Source organism: Streptomyces sp. NPDC031340 (genome assembly GCF_055569945.1).
In genome coordinates, this window is sequence record NZ_JBVIIE010000052.1 from 1 (window position 1) to 22,085 (window position 22,085).

15 protein-coding genes are annotated in these 22,085 nt (G+C 71.4%); 6 read left to right on the forward strand and 9 right to left on the reverse strand.

The features are described from left to right. Positions 1-1,194, reverse strand: a 1,194-nt coding sequence (locus ACZ5GT_RS31505; protein ID WP_469033012.1) for a class I SAM-dependent methyltransferase, incomplete at its 3' end; no start/stop codon positions are given. 293 nt (positions 1,195-1,487) lie between these two features. Here ACZ5GT_RS31505 and ACZ5GT_RS31510 point away from each other — a divergent pair. Next, positions 1,488-3,617, forward strand: a complete 2,130-nt coding sequence (locus tag ACZ5GT_RS31510) for a molybdopterin oxidoreductase family protein (protein ID WP_469033014.1) — start codon at positions 1,488-1,490, stop codon at positions 3,615-3,617. 47 nt (positions 3,618-3,664) lie between these two features. Here ACZ5GT_RS31510 and ACZ5GT_RS31515 read toward each other — a convergent pair whose 3' ends face one another. From ACZ5GT_RS31515 to ACZ5GT_RS31540, 6 genes are all read right to left on the reverse strand, one after another. Further along, positions 3,665-5,029 (reverse strand): FAD-binding oxidoreductase, encoded by a 1,365-nt coding sequence (locus ACZ5GT_RS31515; RefSeq protein WP_469033015.1) that lies wholly within the window; start codon positions 5,027-5,029, stop codon positions 3,665-3,667. A gap of 170 nt (positions 5,030-5,199) precedes the next feature. Further along, a complete protein-coding gene (locus ACZ5GT_RS31520; RefSeq protein ID WP_469033017.1) occupies positions 5,200-5,559 on the reverse strand; it encodes a YciI family protein in 360 nt (119 codons plus the stop codon). A 179-nt stretch (positions 5,560-5,738) separates the two neighbouring features. Next, positions 5,739-7,268, reverse strand: a complete 1,530-nt coding sequence (locus ACZ5GT_RS31525) for a 4-hydroxyphenylacetate 3-hydroxylase family protein (protein ID WP_469033019.1) — start codon at positions 7,266-7,268, stop codon at positions 5,739-5,741. 82 nt (positions 7,269-7,350) lie between these two features. Further along, positions 7,351-8,985: a tyrosine 2,3-aminomutase gene (cmdF, locus tag ACZ5GT_RS31530; RefSeq protein ID WP_469033022.1), complete on the reverse strand. Its 1,635-nt coding sequence runs from the start codon at positions 8,983-8,985 to the stop codon at positions 7,351-7,353. Then, positions 8,982-12,167, reverse strand: coding sequence for an AMP-binding protein (locus tag ACZ5GT_RS31535; protein ID WP_469033025.1), 3,186 nt, complete (start codon positions 12,165-12,167; stop codon positions 8,982-8,984). Before ACZ5GT_RS31535 ends, cmdF begins: the two co-directional genes overlap by 4 nt. A gap of 349 nt (positions 12,168-12,516) precedes the next feature. Beyond that, positions 12,517-14,019 (reverse strand): FAD-binding oxidoreductase, encoded by a 1,503-nt coding sequence (locus ACZ5GT_RS31540; protein ID WP_469033027.1) that lies wholly within the window; start codon positions 14,017-14,019, stop codon positions 12,517-12,519. Between the two features lie 122 nt (positions 14,020-14,141). Between ACZ5GT_RS31540 and ACZ5GT_RS31545 the strand changes: the two genes are divergently transcribed. The 3 genes from ACZ5GT_RS31545 (at position 14,142) to ACZ5GT_RS31555 (ending at position 18,207) form a co-directional block, all read left to right on the forward strand. After that, positions 14,142-15,542, forward strand: coding sequence for an RNA polymerase sigma factor (locus tag ACZ5GT_RS31545; RefSeq protein ID WP_469033029.1), 1,401 nt, complete (start codon positions 14,142-14,144; stop codon positions 15,540-15,542). Between the two features lie 79 nt (positions 15,543-15,621). After that, on the forward strand, positions 15,622-16,968 hold the full coding sequence (locus tag ACZ5GT_RS31550; RefSeq protein WP_469033031.1) for an FAD-binding oxidoreductase: 1,347 nt from the start codon (positions 15,622-15,624) through the stop codon (positions 16,966-16,968). Positions 16,969-17,433: 465 nt separating this feature from the next. Beyond that, positions 17,434-18,207 carry an SDR family oxidoreductase gene (locus tag ACZ5GT_RS31555; protein WP_469033033.1) on the forward strand — a complete coding sequence of 258 codons (774 nt, stop codon included), beginning with the start codon at positions 17,434-17,436 and terminating at the stop codon, positions 18,205-18,207. 96 nt (positions 18,208-18,303) lie between these two features. Here the strand turns inward: ACZ5GT_RS31555 and ACZ5GT_RS31560 are convergent, their stop codons facing one another. Next, complete coding sequence (locus ACZ5GT_RS31560; protein ID WP_469033036.1) at positions 18,304-18,888, reverse strand: PadR family transcriptional regulator; 585 nt, start codon at positions 18,886-18,888, stop codon at positions 18,304-18,306. Between the two features lie 107 nt (positions 18,889-18,995). Here ACZ5GT_RS31560 and ACZ5GT_RS31565 point away from each other — a divergent pair, with 107 nt between their 5' ends. After that, a complete protein-coding gene (locus ACZ5GT_RS31565; RefSeq protein ID WP_469033038.1) occupies positions 18,996-20,129 on the forward strand; it encodes an aromatic ring-hydroxylating dioxygenase subunit alpha in 1,134 nt (377 codons plus the stop codon). 1 nt (position 20,130) lies between these two features. Beyond that, positions 20,131-21,135, forward strand: coding sequence for a PDR/VanB family oxidoreductase (locus ACZ5GT_RS31570; protein ID WP_469033039.1), 1,005 nt, complete (start codon positions 20,131-20,133; stop codon positions 21,133-21,135). A gap of 270 nt (positions 21,136-21,405) precedes the next feature. Here the strand turns inward: ACZ5GT_RS31570 and ACZ5GT_RS31575 are convergent, their stop codons facing one another. Beyond that, positions 21,406-21,999: a hypothetical protein gene (locus ACZ5GT_RS31575; protein WP_469033041.1), complete on the reverse strand. Its 594-nt coding sequence runs from the start codon at positions 21,997-21,999 to the stop codon at positions 21,406-21,408. Positions 22,000-22,085 lie beyond the last annotated feature (86 nt).

Here is a 22,085-nt window from a genome sequence, read left to right on the forward strand (position 1 = left end):
CCTTCCCCTCCCCCCCCCCCTCCCCCCCCCCCCCCCCCCCCCCCCCCCCCCCCCCCCTCCCCACCCCCCCCCCCCCCCCCCGAGGTCCAGTACGGGGGCGTCGGTGCGGGCGGCGGCCGCGCGCAGCCGGTCGGTGAGGTAGGCGTCCTCGATCGCCGGCGTGACGCCACCGTCCCAGTTCTGGCCCATGACGCGCAGGAAGGCCGGGCGCAGCCCCGCCTCGTAGTGGTGGCCGACGGTGCTCATGACGGCGGCGTTCTGCAGCACGTCGGACTCGATGTCCTCGGCGTCGTCGCTCACGCCGGCGCCGGAGCGCTCCCGGCGGGACAGGTCGAGGATGCCGCCGGGGGCGACGGGGTAGAAGGTGGAGCAGCTCCGGCAGCGCGCTCCCCTGTTCTGGAAGGTGAGCGCACTCCGGCAGGAGGGGCAGCGCAGCGCGGATCCGTGCCGGGCGAACGTGGTGCCGTCGACGGTGCCCGCCGCCTCGTGCCTGGCCGACCAGTACGGGCTCTGGTCGACGACCGGAGTGGGCATGCCGTTGGCCACCGTCCACAGGGCCTTGGCGCCGGCCGTGGCCCACAGCGTGCGGGTGTCGTTGTCCCAGGTCTCGGTGATCTGCTTCGGTGTCAGCGTTCCGATCCAGGCCCGGTCGGACTCCCGCTCCTGCTCGTCGATGTCCCAGTCGAACGGCGAGGGCCAGGCCCGGCCCAGGTCCGGGTCGAGGTGGTCCAGCCGGGTCAGCCCGCGCTCCAGCCGGGTCCGGTCGTCGGGGTCCAGCGGCACACCGCTGAACGCCGGTTGGATGCGGTCGCGTTCGTCCGGGAAGTGCGAGAGCAGGTACAGCAGCGCCAGGGTGAGCGGTGCGACGGCGGTGGTGCCGCGGACCTCGTCGAGGAAGGGGTCCAGGCCCTGGCGCACGGCGGTGGCGACCGGGCCGTCGAGCGCCGGGTACTCGGCCTCGACGAGCAGGCCGAGGCCGATCGCCAGGTAGCCGCGGTGCGCGGCGTCGGCGTTGTGCCAGGCAAGCAGCAGATCGGGGACGGCTTCCCGCGCCGAGGCGGGATCGTTCAGTACTCCGTCGGTCCAGAACGTGCCGACCAGGCGGCTGAACGCCCCGGCCAGCGCTTCGGAGTCGGCTTCACGGAAGGCGGTCAGCGGTCCGGCGGCGGTGGCCGGCTCGGCGGGCGGAGCCATGGTGAATCCTCTCTTCGACAGGTCTGCCCCCACGATCGCCCGCCCGGGGGCGGCCGACATCTTCCGGAATGCCCAACCGGTCCGGGCCCCTTCGCATCCAGCGAGAAGTCAATGCCGCTTCGCATGCAGCGAGAAGAGCGCGCGCCGCGCCGCTGCTAGCGTCGGGAGGCGAGTGAACCGTGCGACGCCGGCGAGGTCCACCGGTCCCTTTTCCGCTGCCCGCAGGACCGGCCGGCGGTGGGCCGGGGGCTTCCGCCCGGGGCGTCGGCCCACCCCCGACCTCGGGAGCGAGCATGAAGACTGCACTGCGCACTTGTCCCCTGTGTGAGACGTCCTGCGGGCTGCGGCTGACCCTGGACGACGCCGGCTCCGTACTGCGGGTCGAGGGCGACCCGGACGACCCGTTCAGCAAGGGCTTCCTCTGCCCGAAAGGGGCGGCGCTGGGCCGGCTCGACGAGGATCCGGACCGGCTGGCGCGCCCGCTGGTCCGGGTCGACGGGCAGTTGCGGCCCGCCGGCTGGGACGAGGCGTTCGCCGAGGTGCACCGCGGGCTCGACGAGACGATGGCGGCGCACGGCCGCGACGCCGTGGCGCTGTACTTCGGCAACCCGACGTTCCACACCATGGCCGGATTCCTCTACCGGCAGCCGCTGACGCAGGTCCTCGGCAGCCGCAACGTGTACTCGGCCAGCACCGTCGACCAGATGCCCAAGCACGTCGCCAGCGGGCTGATGTTCGGCGATCCGATGGCCGTGGCCGTCCCGGATCTCGACCGCACCGACTACATGCTGATCCTCGGGGCCAACCCGGTGGAGTCCAACGGCTCGCTGTGCGTGGCGCCGGACTTCAAGGGCCGACTGCGCGCTCTGCAGGAGCGCGGCGGGAAGGTGGTGGTCGTCGACCCGCGGCGCACCCGCACCGCCGAACTCGCCGACGAGCACCTGTTCATACGCCCGGGGACGGATCCTTACCTGTTGTTCGGCATCGTGCACACGCTGCTGGCCGAGGGACTGACCTCCCTGGACATGGAGGTCACCGGACTCACCGAACTCAGGTCCCTGGCTAGCGACTTCACGCCGGATGCGGTGGAGCGGGCGTGCGGCGTGCCCGCCGCGACGACCGTGCGGCTGGCGCGGGAGGTCGCGGCGGCGCCATCGGCGTGCGTCTACGCCCGGATCGGCACCTGTACCGCCGAGTTCGGCACGACGGCGCAGTGGCTGGTCGATGTCATCAATGCCCTGACCGGGAACCTGGACCGGGCCGGCGGCGTCATGTTCGCCAAGACCGCGGGCCTGGAGATCTTCCGCAGCGGACAGCCGTTCGCCACCGGCGCCTGGCACAGCCGGGTACGCGGTCTGCCGGAGGTCCTCGGCGAGTTCCCGGTCGCCACCATGGCCGACGAGATCGAGACACCCGGGGACGGGCAGATCCGGGCCCTGATCACGGTGGGGGGCAACCCGGCACTGTCCGCGCCGGGCGCCCCGCGCCTGGCCCGGGCCCTGTCCGGGCTGGACTTCATGGTCTGCGTCGACCCCTACCTGAACGAGACCACCCGGCACGCGAACGTGATCCTGCCACCGCCGCGGATCCTGCAGAGCCCGCACTTCGACTTCCTGGTGCAGATCATCATGGTCCGCAACTACGCCCGTTTCTCCCCGCCGGTGCTGCCACTGCGTCACGACCAGTACTCCGAGGCCGCGATCCTGGCCAGGCTGCTGCTCATCCTCACCGGTCAGGGCCCCGACGCCGACCCCGGGGAGGGCGAGGAGATGCTGCTCGGGCAGTTGCTGGCGGCCGCACCGGAGCTGCGCGCCGGCCTGGACGGCGCCGACGGGACCGAGCGCATTCTGGACGCGCTGCTGAAACTGGGGTCCTACGGTCTGTCGCTGGAGGCGATGCGGCAGGCCCCGCACGGACTGGACCTCGGTCCGCTCCAGCCGCGGCTGCCGGAGATCCTGTGCACCGCCTCGGGCAAGGTCGATCTGGCGCCGGCGGCGCTGGCCGCCGACGTGCCGCGGCTGCTGGGCCGACTGCGGGACCCGGCCCCGGAGATGGTGCTGATCGGACGCCGGCACCTACGCTCGAACAACAGTTGGATGCACAACGTGCCCTCGCTGGTCGGCGGCAGCAACCGGTGCACCCTGCAGATCCATCCGCAGGACGTGGCCCGCTTCGGCCTCGGGGACCGGGCGCGGGTGCGGTCGGCGGCCGGGGAGGTGGAGGTGCCGGTGGAGCCCACCGAGGCGATCATGCCGGGGGTGGTGAGCCTGCCGCACGGCTGGGGCCATGAGGACAGTGGGCAGTCCGTGGCGCGCAGGAACGCCGGTGTCAACGCGAACGCGCTGACCGATGAGCTGGTGGTGGACCCGGTTTCGGGGAACGCGGTGTTCAACGGGGTACCGGTGAGAGTGCTGCCGGTGTGAGGAAGAACGCCGAGCGGCGCCGTGCGCGATGCACGGCGCCGCGCGGATCAGCTCGCGCAGACTCCGGCCGGGACGACGTTGACATTCAGGTGGAAGACGTTGCCGGGGTCGTACTCGTGCTTCAGCGCCGCCAGCCGTCGATATGCCTGCCGCGGGTACACCGCCTCGACGTCCGCCGGGAGGATGTCGCTCAGGAAGCCGCTGTAGGCACCGGACGTCGACGGGGCCAAGGCGGACCAGAACGCCTCGTAGGCGGGCAGCAGCGGCTCGTTCCCCTCCGGGGAGCCGAGCAGCACGCCCATGATCATCGCCTGGGTGGAACGGTGGGCGAACGCGGTCGCGTCCCGCGGCACCCGGTTCAGGGCGCCGCCGATGCTGCGGATCTCCACGTACAGGTTCTCGAGGTTGGCCTGTTCGGCGAGGATCGTCGTGACCAGGTCCCCGGTCAGGGCCGGGGTGAACCGGTTGCGGACGCGCGGGCGCCAGCCCGGGGGGAGGTCGCCCGCGGGCTGAAGGACGTCGCCGTAGGGCATCAGCCGGACCTGGTCGTCCACGACGGTGCCGAGTTTGCGGATCGGGTCGATGGCCGCGGCGGCGGCCGCTTCGTCGTCGCCCGCGTAACAGACCATCATGGCCAGCGGCGGGGCGGCCTCGCCGAAGGTCGGCCAGCACATGGCGGTGGCGGTGAGCTCCTCGGGCGCGGAGTCCATGTACTCCGCCCAGCCACGCAGGACGGCGGCGGTCTCGTCGGGGGCGAAGGAGATCTGGCCGAAGAAGACCTGGGCGACCGGCTGTGCCACCACGGTGAAGGAGGTCACCACGCCGAAGTTGCCGCCGCCGCCGCGGATCCCCCAGAACAGGTCCGGGTTCTCCTCGGCGCTGACCGGCAGGACGCGGCCGTCGGCCGTCACGACCTCCGCGGCCACCAGGCTGTCCAGGGCCAGGCCGTACTTACGGGCCAGCCAGCCGATGCCGCCGCCGACCAGCAGGCCGCCGACACCCACGCTGGTGGTGTCGCCGGAGGTGAAGGCCAGGCCGTACGGCTCCAGCGCGGTGGCGACCTCGGCCCACTCCGCGCCGGGGCCGAGGCGGACCAGACGCTCCGACTCGTTCACCACCTCGATGGAGTTCAGGTGCGCCAGGTCCAGGACCAGACCGCCGACGTTGGTGCTGAAGCCGGCGTTGCTGTGACCGCCGCTGCGGGTGGAGATCTCCAGATCGTGCGCGACCGCGAAGAGTATGCCGCGGGCCACGTCGTCGTTGCTGCGGGCTCGGAGGATCACGGCCGGGTGCCCGGTGTGGACGATCAGATCGGTGAGGGCGTCGTATCCGTCGTCGCCCGGCACGAGAACCTCACCGGTGACTTCGGCCCGCAGTGCCTCGATGACCTCGGGCTCCAAGGCGCTGTCCATGGTGGTCTCCCTCTTCTTCCTTTGAGCAGCACCCGTCGGCGCTGTCTTCTTCCTATACCTGTCAGTCGGAGCCGAAGCGCGGATCCGGACATGCGCCGGCCCGGCCGCCGGGTCGGTGCGCCGCCCGGCCGGCTGCGGACGACCGCCGCCGGCCGGGCTCCGCCGGCGTCTCAGCCCGCCTCGGGCATCTCGAAGAACGGCCGGACCTCGACGGCGGACCACTGCGCGTCCGGGATCATGGCGGCGAGCTCGACCGCGCGGTCCTGGCCGGCCACATCGACGATGTAGTAGCCGCAGAAGTACTCCTCGGCTTCGACCAATGGGCCTTCGGAGGTGGCCGTCCTGCCGTCGCGGACGCGGACCACGGTGGTCTTGGCGGGCTCGGCGAGGGCCTCCGCGGCGACGAACTCGCCGGCCTCCTTGATGACCGCCGTCAGCTTCTCGTGGGCGGCGCCCACAGCGGCCTGTTCCTCCTCGTTCATCGCCCCGAGGACCTTCGGGTTCAGATTGATCAGCAGCATGTACTTCATCGCTGGGCTCCTCGCGACCGGGCGCCCGGTGTGGACGCTCTCACCCATGGGTCGGAGCCGCCCCGGGGAACCGGACATCGCATGCGGAACTTTCCGCCGGGCTGGATCACGTGTCCCGTCGGCCACGGTCGTCGGCCACGGTCGTCGGCCGCGGCATCGTCCGGCGTGCCGGCGTGCTTTCAGGGCCGGTTGATCAGCGTCCTGAGGTCCGGGAAGGACTCCAGGTCCGGGACCGTCCAGCCGTCCAGGTCGTACTCGGCCATGCATTGCTCGACGAACTTCTCGTAACCGGCCAGTTGACCGGAGGCCAGCTGGCCGGCGTACAGCTCGACCCGGGTGTTCTCGTGGTTGCCCGAGTAGTTGCGCTCGTACAGCTCGTGCCGGCCGCCGAACTCGCTGCCGACCGCGTCCCACAGCAGCTTCATCAGCTTGACCCGCTCCACGGCTGTGACCCCGCCCGAGCCGCGGACGTACTTGTCCAGGTAGGGCCGTGTCTCCGGGTTGCGGAAGTCCTCGGCGCCGGAGGGAACGTAGATCAGCCCACTGGCCACGTCCTGCAGGATGATCTCCCGGATCCGCGGGTAGCCGACCTGCATGAACCATCGGTAGGCCATCCCGTAGTCCGCGTTGGGCAGTACCGCTCCGTCCTTCCACGGCACCGGGTTGCGCGCGGCCGCGTCGGACAGCCCCCAGAACAGGTTCCGCCAGGCCAGCACCTCCCCCAGCCGGCTCTGCACGCCGCGGAAGTCCCGCGTGCCGGTGGCCTGCAGCGCCTTGGACAGCAGACCGGCCAGGAACTCCAGCTTCACCGCCAGCCGGATACAACCGTGGAAGGTGAACCGCTCGGGGAAGCCGGAGCGGGCGGTGAACATCTGCACCTTGCCCAGATTCCCGTAGATGAAGACGTTCTCCCAGGGGATCAGCACCTTGTCCATCACGAGGATCGTGTCGTTCTCGTCCAGCCGTGAGGACAGCGGGTAGTCGAAGGGGCTGCCGACCACGGCCGCGGCCGCGCTGTAAGAAGGCCGGCAGATCAGTTTCACGCCGCGGGCGTCCATCGGCACGGTGGCCACCAGCGCGTACTCACGCTTGCGGATCGGCAGGCCGTAGTGCGCGATGAAGTTGTAGTGGGCCAGCGCCGAGCCGGTGGCCACCACCTTGGCGCCGCTGACCACGAGCCCCGCGTCGGTCTCGGCCTCGACGTGCACGAACACGTCGGCGACCTCGTCCGGCGGCCGGTCGCGGTCCACCGGCGGGTGCACGATGGCGTGGTTCCAGAACAGGACCTTCTCCTGCGACTCGCGGTACCAGCGCCGGGCGTTGTCGGCGTAGGGCTCGTAGAAGTCGGCGTTGGCGCCGAGGGTGCCGAGGAAGGACGCCTTGTAGTCGGGGCTGCGGCCCATCCAGCCGTAGCTGAGGCGGGCCCAGGCCGCGATCGCTCCCTGCGCGGCGACCAGGTCCTCGGCGCTGCGCGGCGTGGTGAAGAAGCGGTGGGTGTACCCGTCGCCGCCGCCGTCGACTGGGCAGGTCAGGACATCGCGGTAGCGGTCGTCGTGCAGGGCGTCGTAGAGCCGGGCGGTCATGCGCACCGGGTTGTGGAACGCCGGGTGCGTCGTGACGTCCTTGACGCGTTCGCCGTGTACGTAGACCTCGCGACGGTCGCGAAGGCTTTCCACGTACTCCTCGCCTGTCATCGGCCGTGTGGCCATGTGCTGTCCTGCCTTCCTGTCGGTCCGCCGGGCCCAGGGCCGCCGGACGCCGGTGTCGGACGCCGGTGTCGGACGGCCGGTGTCAGCGCAGTTCCACGCCGCAGTCCTCGACGGCGGCGATGAACTCCCCGCGGGTCAGGGCCGCGGCGACGGTCTCGATGTCGTCGGCCATGTACCGGTCCCGGTTGAGCGGCGGCACGAGCGAGCGCACCGCGTCATAGGTGGCGCGGCCGGCCGGCCCCAGGCCGGCGTAGCGCCCGGAGACGTCCACCGCCGAGGCCGCGGCCAGGAACTCCACAGCCAGGATGTGCTGGTTGTTGGCCAGCACCCGCCGGGCGTTCCGGGCCGCGATCAGACCCATGCTGACGATGTCCTGGTTGTCGCCGTTGGACGGCACGCTCTGGGTACTGGCGGGGCCGATCGTCCGGTTCTCGGCGACCAGCGCCGTGGCCGGATACTGCGCGCCGGCGTATCCGCTGCTCAGACCCGGGTCGCCGGCCACCAGGAACTCCGGCAGGCCGTAGCTCAGGTGCCGGTTCAGGACCCGGTTGAGCTGCCGCTCGGCCAGCACGCCGAGCTGGGTCAGGGCGATCGTGGTGAAGTCCATCGCGAAGGCCACCGGCTGGCCGTGGAAGTTGGCGCCGTGGAAGACCTCGTGGTCCTCGAAGAACAGGGGGTTGTCGTTGGCGGAGTTGAGTTCGGTCTGCACCCGGGCCGTGACGTGCGTCAGGGTGTCCCGGACACTGCCCAGCACCTGCGGCATCGCCCGCAGCGAGTAGGCCTTCTGCAGGTAGATCTCGGTCCGGGTGACGTTCCCGTCGTCCTTGGCCGCGGCGACCTGACGGCGCAGATCCGCGTGCTCCACGGTGAGCCCGCTGCCGCGCAGCAGGGCCCGCATGTTCGCCGCGGTGTCTATCTGGCCGGGGTGCGGCCTGGCGATGTCGTGGCCCTCGGGCTGGAACGGCCCCATCGATCCGCGCATCGCCTCCACCAGCAGCGCCGAGACGATCTCGGCGTGCCGCACCTGCTCCAGCGCCCGGCCGGCGACCAGCGCACCCAGCCCGGTCATCGCCGACGTACCGTTGATCAGCGCCAAGCCCTCTTTGAACTTCAGCTCCAGCGGCGTGATCCCGAGCGAGCGCAGCACCGGAGCGACCGGCCGCGGGCCGTCCGGGCCGAGGAAGTAGCCCTCGCCGATGACGGTGGAGGCCACGTGCGACAGCGGAGCCAGGTCTCCGCTGGCGCCCAGCGAGCCGATCTCCGGGATCGCCGGGATCAGGTCGGTGTTCAGGTACAGGGCCAGCCGCTCCAGGATCTCCGGCCGCACCGCCGAGTAGCCCTTCGCCAGGGCGTTGAGACGCGCGGAGACGATCGCACGTGCCTGGTCGTGGGGGAAGAACGGACCGACGCCGGCACTGTGGCTGCGGACCAGGTTGGTCTGCAGCTCGGTCTCCTGCGAGGGGTCGACGAGCATGTAGATCATCTCGCCGTAGCCGGTGGTGACGCCGTAGACCGGGGTCCCGGCACGGACCACGTCCTCGAACACGGCGCGGCTCTTGCCGGCCTTGGCCAGCGACTGGGGCGTCAGCGACACCTTGGCCCGCTGCTCGGCCACCCGGCGGACGGCGGGAATGTCGAGCGTCTCGCCGTCCAGAACGACTGACGCGCTGACGGCTGGGGCGCTGATGGGGGTGGTGGACACGAAGGGCTCCTTCATCGGGTTCGGTCGACCAGAGCGGCCAGGGCGGCCAGGCTCTGATGTGCGTAGAACTGAGGGACGGTCAGGTCGGCCGCGAAGCGCTGTCGCACCTGGTGCAGCAGCCGCGGGACCAGCAGGGAGGTGCCGCCGACGGCGAAGAAGGTCTGGTCCACGTGGACCGGCGGCGTACCGAGCAGGTCCGCCCAGATCGCGGCGAGGCCGGCCTCGGTACCGGCCGCGGGGCGCCGGGCCGCCGCATCACGCTCGGCGGCGGCGACGGTAAGCGCCAGCTGCGGACGGTCGATCTTGCCGGTGGCGGTACGCGGGAGACGGTCCAGGGTGCGGTACAGGGCAGGGAGCAGGGAGCGGCCGAAGCGTCGGCGCAGATGGGCGCGCCACTCGCTCGGGGAGCCTTGCGGCTCGCCGTCGGGCAGACGGCGCGGGACGATGCAGATCACCAGGCGGACGGCGAGGCCGTCGCGGTCGGCACCGGCGATGACGGCGCAGTCGGCGACGGTGGCGTGTCCGGCCAGGGCCGCTTCGACGTCGGTGAGCTCCAGTCGGCTGCCGTAGAGCTTGACCTGGCTGTCCTTGCGGCCGCGGTATTCGAGGGTGCCGTCGGGGCGGCGGCGGGCGAGGTCGCCGGTGCGGTAGCAGGGCGCGTCGAGGTACGGGAGCCGGGTGAAGGCGGCGTGGTCGTGGGCGGCGAGGTAGCCGTCGGCGACGTAGGGGCCGGTGACGACCAGTTCCCCGGTGACGCCGACGGGGCAGACACGGTCCGATTCGTCGACGACGAGGACGCCGCGGCCGGGAATGGGGCGGCCGATGGGGACCGGGGCGGCGGCCGGCTTCGCCGACGCGCTGCCCGCCGGGGCGGTGACCGCCCTGGTGGCGTGCGTTGCCCGCCGGCGAACCGGGTGCCAGGTCGCGGCCACGGTCTCGGTCGGGCCGTAGAGGTTGGCGACGCGGACCAGCGGCAGCGCGGCCAGCAGTCCGTCGGCGAGCTCGCCGGGCAGTGCTTCGCCCATCAACAGCAGGACCCTGAGCCTGCCCAGGTGTTCGGCGGAACGGCGCTCGGTGAGGACCCGGAGCAGTTCGCGGGCGAAGCTGGGCACGGTCTGGAGCACGCCGATGTCTTCCGCGGCCAGCCAGTCCAGGAGGCGTTCGGGGTTGGCCCGGATCTTCGCGGGCACCGGGCACAGCGTGGCGCCCGATCCGAGTGCCGCGAACGTCTCGGCCAGAGCGGGGTCGTGTTCGGCGGTCACCCACTGCGCGACGCGTACGCCGGGCCCGATCTCGAACTGTGCCGCCATCCACGCGGTGAACTGCGCGAGTGTGGCGTGACGGTGCGCGATGCCTTTCGGGACGCCGGTGGTGCCGGAGGTGAAGGCGACGTAGGCGCGGTCGGTGAGGCTCGGCGACGGGAGCGTCGGGGAGGGGGCGACCGTGCGCGGCGCCGGGTCGGGCTCTCCGACGGTGACGACCTGGCCGCCGATGGTCGTGCGGTACCAGTCGAGAAGTGCGTCGGAGCCGGGTGCGACAGCGTCCGCGGTTCCGGTCGTTCCAGCGGCCACCAACATCGCCGCGGGCTTCAGCGCCTCCAGGACGGCCCGGCCGCGGTCCCCGCTGTCATCGGTGCCGAACCAGCACAGATGCGCACCGGCCGACAACACCCCCAGCAGCGCGGCATACTGACGCACTCCCACCGGCTGCCGCACGACGACCGCGTCACCGGCCCGCACCCCGGCAGCGCGCAGATCGACGGCGACCCGTGTCGCGGCGGCCTGCAGAGCACGGTAGGTGAGCGTCCCGTCGTGACCGTCGACGGCCACCGCGTCCGGGTCCTGCGCGGCACGCCTGCTGATCGCCTCCACGATCGTGTACCCGGGCGCGCCGTCATCGGCCCGTGGATCGGCCTCGCCGGCGGCACGCGCCGCCCTGCCGGGACTGTCGAGGGCCAACTCGCCGACGGTGGTGTCCGGAGCCCGGACGGCGTACCGGAGCAGCGTACGGAACTGCCGCAGGATCATCCGCGCGGTGGCCGGCCCGAACTGATCCGCGTCGTAGAGCACGGTGACGGCCGGCCCGCTCCCGCTGTCGTCGACCCGCAGCACCAGATCGGCCGGGGCCGGCCCGCCGTACTCCGGGCAGGGCTCGACGACCGCTCCGGGAATCGACAGCACTCGCTTGGGCCGCCCCCGATAGTCGAACACGACATCGCCCAGCGGCACCCGCCGCACGTCGCGGACGACCGGCAGTGCCCCGAGCACACGCGCCAGCGGAACGGCACGCCGCGCCATCGCCTCGGCGGCCAGCGCCGTGCCGCGCTCGAGGACGGACTTGAAGCTCTGCCTCGCCTCGATGTCGGCCGGCAGGATCAGGACGTTCGCCGCCGTGCCCGCCCCGCCCTGCGAGACCGGCACGGCGACAGCCACCCGGTCGCCTCCGGTGTAGCGGTGCAGGAGCACCTGGAACGCGGTGAGCATCACGACGAACGGGCTGCTGCGACCGGCTTCGGCACAGCGTGCGACGGCGCGACCGAGCCCCGGGTCGGCCGGGGCGCCGACCGTCCCCCACCGTCCCGAAGGCCGATCCGGACGCGGATGGTCCGCGGGCAGCGGCAGTTCACTCGGCAGCGGGGTCAGCGCGTTGACCCACCAGGTCAACGCCTCGGGGTCTGCCGCGTCCGCGTCGGCCTCCCCGCCGTCGGGAGTGCCGGTCAGAGGCGCGTTCCCGGCGCACAGTTCGGACAGCTCCACGACCAGTGTGTCCAGGAAGTCCTCATCGGCGAACGCGCAGGGAACCTCGAAATGGACCCGGTACTCCTCGGGCCCGCGGCGTGTGACGGTCATCCGCGCCCCCGTCGGCACGCCCACCGGATCCGGCCCGCCGTCGGCCAGTTCTGACTGCCCCTCAGCGGCCGGCCCGCTGTCCACCTCGTGCAGCCGGAACGACCGCGTCCCAGCACGCGCCCACACCCGGCGCACCGGCACGCCGTCCCGCAGCACCAACGCCGACCGCAGTGCCTCGTACCGGTCCACGAGCGACCGCCACGCCCCAGCCAGTGCCGCCACGTCCAGGTCGCCGACCACCCGATACGTCCGGCACCGCGGCGCGGGCTCCTGCCCGAGCGCACGCAGCAGCCACAGCCCTTGCTGCGTCTCGGTCGCCGGCACGTCCCGGTATGCGGGATCGGTCATGGACAGCCTCCATCAATCGGCACGATTCATGGGAACGGGACGGACCGCACGCCGCTCCGGATCAGGACGGTGATGCAGAGCGAGCGGCTCCCTCACTGCACTTTGACGGCCCCGGCGGGCAGCGGCATCTCCTGAAGTGCGGCTCGGTCCGCCGCGATGGCGTCCGCCCTGCTCACCCGGTCAGTTCCGTGAGGTCCAGGCCGGAGCTGTGGCGCCGCACGGTGGCGGGCAGGGGAAAGCCGAGCGGCAGAGCGGCTCTCCGGCGGCCGACGCCGGCCACCCGCACGAACACGTGTGAGCGCCACGCCCCCATGACATGGCATCAGGGCGCGGAGGGACCACTGCCCTCTCAGGGCAGGCGAACGGACAGCCCGTGGTGGAACACGTCGAGCGGGTCGTAGGCGCGCTTGGCGCGTTGCAGGCGGGCGTAGTTGTCCTTGAAATACAGGGCGGACCAGTCGGTCCCCGATGTGTTCCACTCGGGATCGGCCAGGTCGGTGTCGGGGTAGCCGATGTAGGAGCCGTCGTTGGTGTCGTCCGGGACCGGTACGCCGCCGGAGTGCGCGTAGACGTCCCGGTAGTAGGCGCGCACCCAGGCCAGGTGGCGCTCGTCGTCGGCCGGGTCGGTCCAGGAGCCGGTGCTGTAGGAGGCCTTGAGGATGGAGTCGCGCTGCGCCACCGCGGTGGCGTCCGGGGCGACGGCGTTCACCTTGCCGCCGAAACCGGTTAGCACCAGGCAGCCCATGGGGTTCTCGTAATCCGGTGACGACAGATGCCGGTGGATCGCCTTGATCTGCGCGTCGGAGAACCCGCGCCGCAGATAACCCGCCTTGTTCTTGTACCGGCCCCGCGGATCGCTGGGCCAACTGTAGGACGGCAGCCAGGTGTCCAGCCACGGGGAGGTCTCGGAGGTCGCCGACACCGGCTCGGCTTCGATTCCGCGGGTGACCGCCTCGGTGTGCTCTTCGAGGATCTCGGCCGCGTCCGGTGCGTCGTCGGGAATCACCGAGGTCAGGGTGAACATGGCGCCGGAGCGGTGGGTGATGATCAGGTTGCTCCACAACGCCGTGGCCGGTGCGCCCGGCTCGCTGTTCTCCTCGTACCAGGTGCAGTAGTTGCGCAGCAGGGTGTGGAAGTCGGCGTCCGATATCGCGTCCCAGGACCACATGGTGTCGCGGCGCAGCACCGCTCGCGGCGCGCGGGGGAGCTGCCGGGCCGGGTCGCCGTCCGGCGTTCCCGGCGTGCGCAGCCAGTACTTCGTGACCACGCCGAAGCTCCCGCCCCCGCCTCCGGTGTGCGCCCACCACAGATCGTGGTGCGGGTCGTCGGGCCGGTCGGTGCCCACCACGGTGCGGGCCCGGCCGTCCGCGCCGACGACGACCGCCTCGACGGCCGTGACGTGGTCCACCACCAGGCCGTCGCGCCGGGACAGCGGCCCGTAGCCGCCGGCCGCGATGTGACCGCCGGCGGCCACCTCGAAGCAGGTGCCGGCCGGGACGGTCACGCCCCAGCCGTCGTGCAAGGTGCGGTAGACGTGGTCCAGCCGGGCTCCGGGCTCCACCACGAAGGCGTCGCGCTCGGCGTCGTGGCCGACGTGGTTGAGCGCGGACAGGTCGACGAGCACCTTGACGTCCGGATGCGCGGTGAAGTCCTCGAAGCAGTGGCCGCCGCTGCGCACGGCGATCCGTCGGCCGGCGTCCACGGCTGCCTGGACCGCGGCCCGCACGTCGGCGGCGCCGGTGGCCAGCCGGACCTCGTCGGGCCGGCCCACGAAGCGATGGTTGTAGCCCTCGACGAGGGCGGGGTAGCGAGGGTCGTCGCGGGTGACGACGGCGGCGGTCGTGTCCGTCATGGCGGCCTTCCTCAGCGGTTCGCGGTCACTTCCCCGACCGTGCCACCGCCGGCGGACGCCGGGCATCTCGACGTGTGCGCACTTCTTCAGGCGGCCGAGTGCCCCGCATATAGAATGACCTGGTGCGTTCCGACCGGTGTCTGGAAACCCTGCTCGCGGAGCTGCGGCCCTCGGTCCTCGGCGCCCTGGTCCGGCGTCACGGGCAGTTCGACGGCTGTGAGGACGCGGTACAGGAGGCACTCGTGTCCGCCGCCACGCAGTGGCCGGCCGAAGGCGTCCCGGACAACACACGAGCCTGGCTCCTGACCGTCGCCGGACGCCGCCTCACGGACCACTGGCGCAGCGACCGTGCCCGTCGTGCCCGTGAGCTCACCGTCGCCTCGATGGCACTGCCCGAAGCGTCGGTGGCCCCGCCCCCCGACGACGACCTGGTCTCCGCCGACGACGACACCTTGATGCTCCTGTTCCTGTGCTGCCACCCGGCGTTGACCCCGTCCTCACAGGTGGCGCTGACCCTGCGCGCGGTCGGCGGCCTGACCACCGAGGAGATCGCCCGCGCCTTCATGGTCCCGCAGGCCTCGATGAGCCGCCGCATCTCCCGCGCCAAGCAGCAGATCAAGGACGCCGGCATGACCTTCCGGATGCCGGCGGACTCCGAACGCCCCGATCGCACCCGCGCGGTCCTGCACGTCCTGTACCTCATCTTCAACGAGGGCTACACCGCCACCGCCGGCCCCGACCTGCTGCGCCCGGACCTGACCGCCGAAGCCATCCGGCTCACCCGCCAGGCCCGCCGCCTCCTGCCGGACAACGGCGAGGTCGCCGGCCTGTTGGCGCTGATGCTCCTCACCGAAGCGCGCCGCCCGGCCCGTACCCTGGCCGACGGCGCCCTTGTCCCGATGGCCGAGCAGGACCGCTCCCGGTGGAACGGCGACCTCGCCGAGGAGGGCCTGGCGCTGGTCGCCGAGGCCCTGTCCCGCCCCGGCGTCGGCGTCTACCGCTTGCAGGCCGCCATCGCCGCGGTGCACGTCGAGACCCCGGACGGCGGCGAAACGGACTGGCCGCAGATCCTGGCCCTGTACGACCTGCTGGAGCGGATGGCGCCGGGTTCGGCGGTGCGTCTGAACCGCGCGGTGGCGATGGCGATGGTCAAGGGCCCGCGCGAGGGTCTGCGGCTGCTGGAGCCGCTGGAGCAGGATCGCTGGATGACCGGCAGTCACCGGCTCAGCGCGGTGCGGGCCCACCTGCTGGAGATGGACGGGGATCTGGAAGCGGCGCGGGAGGCGTACCGGACCGCGACGCGGCAGGCGGTGAGCGGGCCGGAGCAGCGGTTCCTCATGGAGCAGGCGGAGCGGGTGGAAGCGGCTCTGGAGGACCGGGGGGCCGGGGAGCGCGGCCGGCTGGGTGCCGGCGGACGGCAGCCGGCGGCGGACAACCGGAAACCGGCGCCCGACGAGCAGTTCCTGCTCGATCGGCAACATGGTCCCGGGGACCGGGCCAAGCGTCTTCACGCCCGTCGCTGAGCACGTTGGCGGATGCTCCCGCGGCTGTCCGGCTCGCACCCTGAGAAACAGAGCCGCCCGGCCACCAAGGGGAGTTGCCATGCTCGACACCGCGCCTGTCGCCTTCCCCGGCGACCCCGCCTACGACGCCGCCACCAGCGTCCACAACCTCGTCGGCCCGGCGCACCCCGCCGCCGCGCTCACCGCCACCAGCATCGCCGACGTGCGGGCCGCGATCAGCTATGCGTCGGCGCACGGCCAGGGCGTTCGCGTCCACACCACCGGCCACTCCGCCGGCGCGGCCACCCCGATGACCGGCGCCGTCCTGATCCGTCCGCGCCTGCCCGGCGGGGTCGTGATCGACCCCGAGCGCCGTCGGGCCCGCATCCCCGCGGGCACACCGTGGAACGCCGTCGTCCGGGCGGCCGCGCCCTACGGCCTCGCCGCGCCCCACGGCACCTCGGGCACCGTCGGAGCCATCGGCTACCTGCTGCACGGAGGCGTGAGTCTCTACGGCCGCAAACTCGGCCTGGCCGCCAACCACATCGGTTCCGTCGAGCTCATCACCGCGGACGGGCACGCGCGCCACGCGAGCGCTGCCGAGGACCCCGACCTCTTCTGGGCCATACGCGGCGGGGGCGGCGGCTTCGGCGTCGTCACCGCCGTCGAGATCGAGCTGTTCCCGGCGACCGGTCTTGTCGCGGGCGCCGCCTTCTGGTCGTGGGAGCACGCCGAGGCCGTGGTCGGCGCCTGGTACGACTGGACGCTGCACGCGCCCGACGAGGTCTCCACCTCCCTGCGCGTGATGAACCTGCCTGACCTGCCGGAGATCCCGCCGATGCTCAAGGGCGGTCCGGTGGTGTGCGTCGCCGGCGTCGCCATGGCGGCCGCCCACGCGCGCGACCTGCTGGGCCCGCTGCGCGAGATCGGCGAGCCGGTGCTCGACACCTGGCAGGACTGCGGTCCCGAACTGGTCCCGGACATCCACATGGATCCCGACGAGCCCGGCGCCTTCGTCGGCGACCACCTGCTGCTCGCCGAGCCGGGCCGGGAAGGGATCGCCGAATTCCTGCGGTTGACCGGCGAAGGCTCCGGCTCGCCCCTGATCGCCGCCGAGCTGCGGCAGCTCGGCGGGCGCCTGGCCGTCGGCGACCCGGCCGGTGGCGTGCTGAACCGCCTGGACGCGCGCCTGGCCTACATGGGTGCCGGCGTCCCGGAGCTGCGCGGCACACCGGCGGAGATCATCGGACACTGCGACAAGGTGCGCGCCGCCCTGGGCCCGTGGGACACCGGCCGGACCGCGCCGGGCTTCGTGAAGGGCCTGGACCGGCCGCGCGGGCATCTGTCCGAAGCCGATGTCCGGGCGGTCGAGCGGGTCCGGGCGCGCGTGGACCCCGACGGCCTGTTCCGGGGTGACGCGATGCCTGAAACGGTGATCGCGCCCTGACATGGCACGCCGGAAGACGCCCACGACTTCATGGCCTGCGATCGTCGGAGACATGACCCAGGCGATCGCGGACTTCTCTCCCCCGACGGCTTCACCGCCGGCCCCGGCTTCCACGTAACGGTCTTCGTGCCGGTCCTCGTCGTGACGCACCGGCCGGTGCCGCCGTGCCGGATGCCCGGCGGCACCGGCTTCGGGTTCGTCACCGGCGGCGTGGCGGCGGCAGTAGTGCCGTCGCCGCGGCCGGAGCGGAGGGCGAGGACACGGCGGTGACGGGCGGCGGACAGGTGATCGCCGCTGCCCCGGCCGGCCGTGTGCCGGACGAACCGTGCCGGTGCCGCTCGGTGGCGGCCGGCCGCGGTTCGCGGAACCCATGGACCCACGACCACGTCGGAGACGGCGCGCACGCAGCTGTCGTCCGGCGTGACCCACTATCCATCGCGTTCTCAAGCAGGAAAGAAGGCGAAGATGCTCTCCGACAAGGTGATGCTGGTGTCCGGCGTCGGCCCCGGCCTCGGCCGCGAGATCGCGGTCCGCGGCGCCGCGGCCGGAGCGGACGTGGTCCTGGCGGCCCGCACCGAGAAGGTCCTGACGTCGGTGGCGGCCGAGGTCGAGTCCCTCGGCCGCCGGGCGCTGCCGGTCCCCACCGACATCCTCGACCCGGACGCCTGCCGGGCGCTGACCGAGCGCGCCCTGGACACCTTCGGCCGGGTGGACGTGTTCGTCAGCAACGCCTTCGCTCCCCCGGCGATGGGCGACCTGGCGACGATGGACCTGGACGCCGTGCGTGCCTCGCTGGAGACGGACGCCCTGGCCGCGCTGCGCCTGGTCCAGCTGCTGGCTCCCACCCTGACCGGACACGCCGGTTCGGTCGTGATGGTCAGCTCGGCGGTGGTGCACCACTCCCGCCCCAACTTCGGCGCCTACAAAGCCTCGAAATCGGCGCTGCGCTCACTGGCCGGCAGTCTGGCCACCGAGCTGGGTCCGAGCGGCGTCCGGGTCAACACCGTGGTGCCGAACTACATCTGGACCGAGGGGCTGAAGGGCTGGTTCGCGAGTCAGGCCGCCGAACGCAAGGTGACACTGGAGGACGTCTACGCCGAGACCGCGGCCGCGTTCGACCTGCGCCGGCTGCCCGACCCGGGCGACGTCGCCAACGCGGTGCTGTTCCTGGCCTCGGACCTGGCCAGGGCGATCACCGGACAGAGCCTCAACGTCGACGCGGGCGAGTTCCACTCCTAGCCTCGATACCGGTGACTTAGGTGCAATCCGGTCGTTGTTGGAGGTACATCACCCCGACCAACCGGAGAATTCCGTGGCGGGCTCGGGGACCGGGCGTCAGGAGTCGTGCAGCTCGTCGACGAGTGCGAAACCGTCCGCTATCCAGGCCAGCTCGGTGCGGGCGTGCGCGATGAGCCCGTCGTAGGCGTACACCTTGTAGCGCACCGCGAGCTCGGCTTCCCGCTCGGTCAGCTTGGTCAGGCGGGCGGCCAACGTGGGGTGGGTGCGGTTGACGAGCGCGGCCCGGGTGCCTTCGAGCATGCTCAATTGATCTTCCCAGTATGCCTGTTGTTGCGTGAGTTGCTCACGCACCGATGCGGGGTCGGCGAAGTCGAAGTAGGCCGCCTTCAGGTACGCCGGGTCGCGCTGTCGCTGAGGTGTCAGCGGGGAGCTCATCCACGCCCGGAAGTCGGCGAGGCCGGCGGCGGTGACGTGGTACTCCTTCTTCGTCCCCTTCTTGCCCCAGGGCACCTCGACGGAGGTGAGCAGCCCGTCGCGCTCCATCCGGTTGAGCTCGGGGTAGATCTGCGAGTCCGGGGCGTGCCAGACATGGGCCACCGAGCGACTGAAGCTCTTCGAGATGTCGTACCCCGTCATCGGACGACCAGTGAGCAGCGCGGTCAGCGCGTAACGCAGCGACATGGCACCTCCCCTTCCGGGCTGATCAAGGTACACACCCTTGCCACTCACTATATCCATAGCTAGTTTGTGACCCGTACAACAGATACCTCTCCCCATAGGGAGTTTCCATGCCCCTCTCCGCCTCTCCCTCCCCGGACACCGCGCCACCGACCACCGCAGCAGCGAAAATCTTCAACTACCCCCGCAACGCCTGGTACGTCGCCGCCTGGGACCACGAGGTCACCGACCGGCAGCCGCTGGCCCGCACAGTCGCGGGCGTACCGGTGGCGTTGTGGCGCAACAGCGAGGGCCGCGCGGTCGCTCTCACCGACGCCTGCTGGCACCGGCTCGCCCCGCTGTCGAAAGGCAAGATCCTGGGCGACGAGCTGCAGTGTCCGTACCATGGTCTGCGCTACAACTCGACCGGCCGCTGCACCGGGATGCCCGCGCAGGAGACGGTCAATCCCAGCGCGGCGGTCCCCTCCCACCCCCTCATCGAGCGCTACCGGTACGTCTGGGTCTGGGTCGGCGATCCTGACCTGGCCGATCCGACCGCTGTGCCCGACATGCATCAGATGGATGATCCGGCGTGGTCCGGCGACGGGGAGACGATCCACGCCTGCTGCAACTACCAGCTCATCCTGGACAACCTCATGGACCTCACGCACGAGGAATTCGTGCACTCCTCAACCATCGGACAGGAGGAGCTGTCAGAGGCCGAGTTCGACGTGACGCACGAAGGCAACACGGTGACGGTCACCCGATGGATGCGCGACATCGATGCCCCTCCGTTCTGGCTGAAGAACATGCGCGACAAGTTCCCGGGCTTCTCGGGCAAGGTTGACCGCTGGCAGATCGTCCAGTTCGAGGCACCAGGCACGATCCGCATCGACGTCGGGGTGGCGAAGGCCGGTACCGGAGCGCCCGAGGGCGATCGCAGCCAAGGCGTCAACGGGTACGTGATGAACACGATCACTCCCGAGACCGACCGCACCTCCCACTACTTCTGGGCGTTCATGCGCAACTACCGTCTGGACAGTCAGACCATCACCACCCAGCTGCGCCGAGCGGTGCACGGGGTCTTCGGTGAGGACGAAGACATGCTGCGTGCCCAGCAGCGCGCCATCGACGCCAACCCGGGCCACGAGTTCTACAGCCTCAACATCGATGCCGGAGGAATGTGGGTACGCCGGATACTCGAACGCATGATCGCGGCCGAAGGACGTCCCTCCTCCGTGCCGGTCAACGGTCAGGGGGCCTGAAATGGCAGTACAGAGCCAGCTTCGTTGGCAGCGGGCCAGGGTTGTAGAAGTCTCCGACGCCGCTGTCGGAGTCCGCCGCATCGTCCTGGCCCTCGAACAGCCCGAGCACGCCGCACCCGGCACACACATCGACGTGGAGATCGGGGACGGCGCCCACCAGGTGCGTTCCTACTCCGTTGTGCGCTCCGAGGACGGCGGCCGCCGGCTGACACTCAGCGTGCAGCTCTCCCGCGCCTCATCCGGCGGCTCGGCTGCGATGCACCGACTACAGGCCGGGGACGAGCTGACCGTCACCGGTCCGCTGCAGAACTTCCCGCTCGCAGTAGGGGCCACCCGCTACGTCCTCGTCGCCGGCGGCATCGGCATCACCGCGTTGGTGGCGATGGCCTCCGCACTGCGCCGACGCGGCGCCGACTACACGCTGGTGTTCGTCGGCCGCAGCCGCGCCGTAATGGCATACCTCGACCAACTGCTTGCCGAGCACGGCGACCGGGTCCGCGTCCACATCGACGACGAAGGCACCCCGCTGGCGGTCGACGACCTCGTCGCCGGGATTTCCCGGACACCCGCCGCCGCAAGCACCGAGCTCTACATGTGCGGCCCGATCGGGCTCATGAGCGCCATCTCGCGGAGCTGGACCGAGCACGACCTGCCGGCAACCAACCTGCGCTTCGAGACCTTCGGTTCCAGCGGCCGGCACCCGGCCGAGGCATTCGTGGTGCGTCTTCCCCAGCTCGACCGGGAGATCACCGTCGCACCCGACACCTCGATCCTCGACGCCCTCCAAGCGGCTGGTGTCGAAACGCTCTCGGACTGCCGCAAGGGCGAGTGCGGGCTCTGTCTGGCAAAGGTGGTCGCCTCCACCGGCACCATCGACCACCGCGACGTCTTCCTGAGCGAGCCCCAGAAGGAACGCTCGAGCCGACTGTGCCTCTGCGTCTCCCGAGCAGTGGCAACCGACAGCAGCTCGGACGACTCCGCCGTCCTCACCCTCCACCTCACCTGACACGGAGCAACATCGCGTACTCCCGGCCTCCGTCCAGGCGCTCACCAAGCTCCTTGGCCAGCTGTTCGACCCGTACCTGGGGGACGAACCGATCGAGACGGCCTCCCCATAAGCCTTCCGGGCCTGGCGAGGAACCTGAACGACTTCCCACCCGAGCTGGCGCAACCCCCGACGGTGGCTCGCCTCCTCGCTTGGCCGTCGTCTCACGCGAACGTACGCCGTGCGGATCATCGCCCGGGTGTGTGCCGGGTCAGGCCCAATGCCGGTGACTCAAGGTTCTGTTCTGCCGGGTGATGGTGGCCGCGTCTGGTGCTGCGGATGGTGGGCCTTGTCCCAAGGCCGGGTAGTTACTGCAACTACCCGGCCTTGGGGGAGGCCCCAGGACAAGGCCCGGGAAGTGCGTGGCACAGATGACCTGGTCGCCGCGAGAAAGCCCTCACCATGGCTGACATCGTCCGGCGAGAACCCCTCCCTGCCCAGGGCGCCCAGCGCGGTCTCGGCACGCAGGAAGAAGCCCTTGCGGGCTGACCAGCTGGTGACCATACGGCGCCCGCGCCCCGAGGCGGCATCGAATTTCATACGCTCGCCGAGGAGCGACTTGCCGCGCGGGGAAGCGTAGCGCCAGTCGTGGGAGCCGCCGTAGGAGTCCAGGCCGAACCCCTCCGCCGACGCCTCGACCAGGGCCGATCTCACCGAGCCGTTCTCACCGACCAGAAAGGTCACCAGTGCGGTGAACCTCAGCCCTTCGTTGAGCAACTGTCGGACGCAGGGCACAGCCGTCCCCGCGATCGGGACGGCTCGTTCGAGCCGGAGATCGTGGAGAAGCGGCAGAGGCGGCCTGTCCGGCGTGGAGGAGATGGTCATTTCCCCTGCGCCGTAGGTGCTGACGACCGGCGAGGTCCAGGCCCACAGCGCTGTACGGCCCGCCGACCGGCATGGGCCGGTCGGCG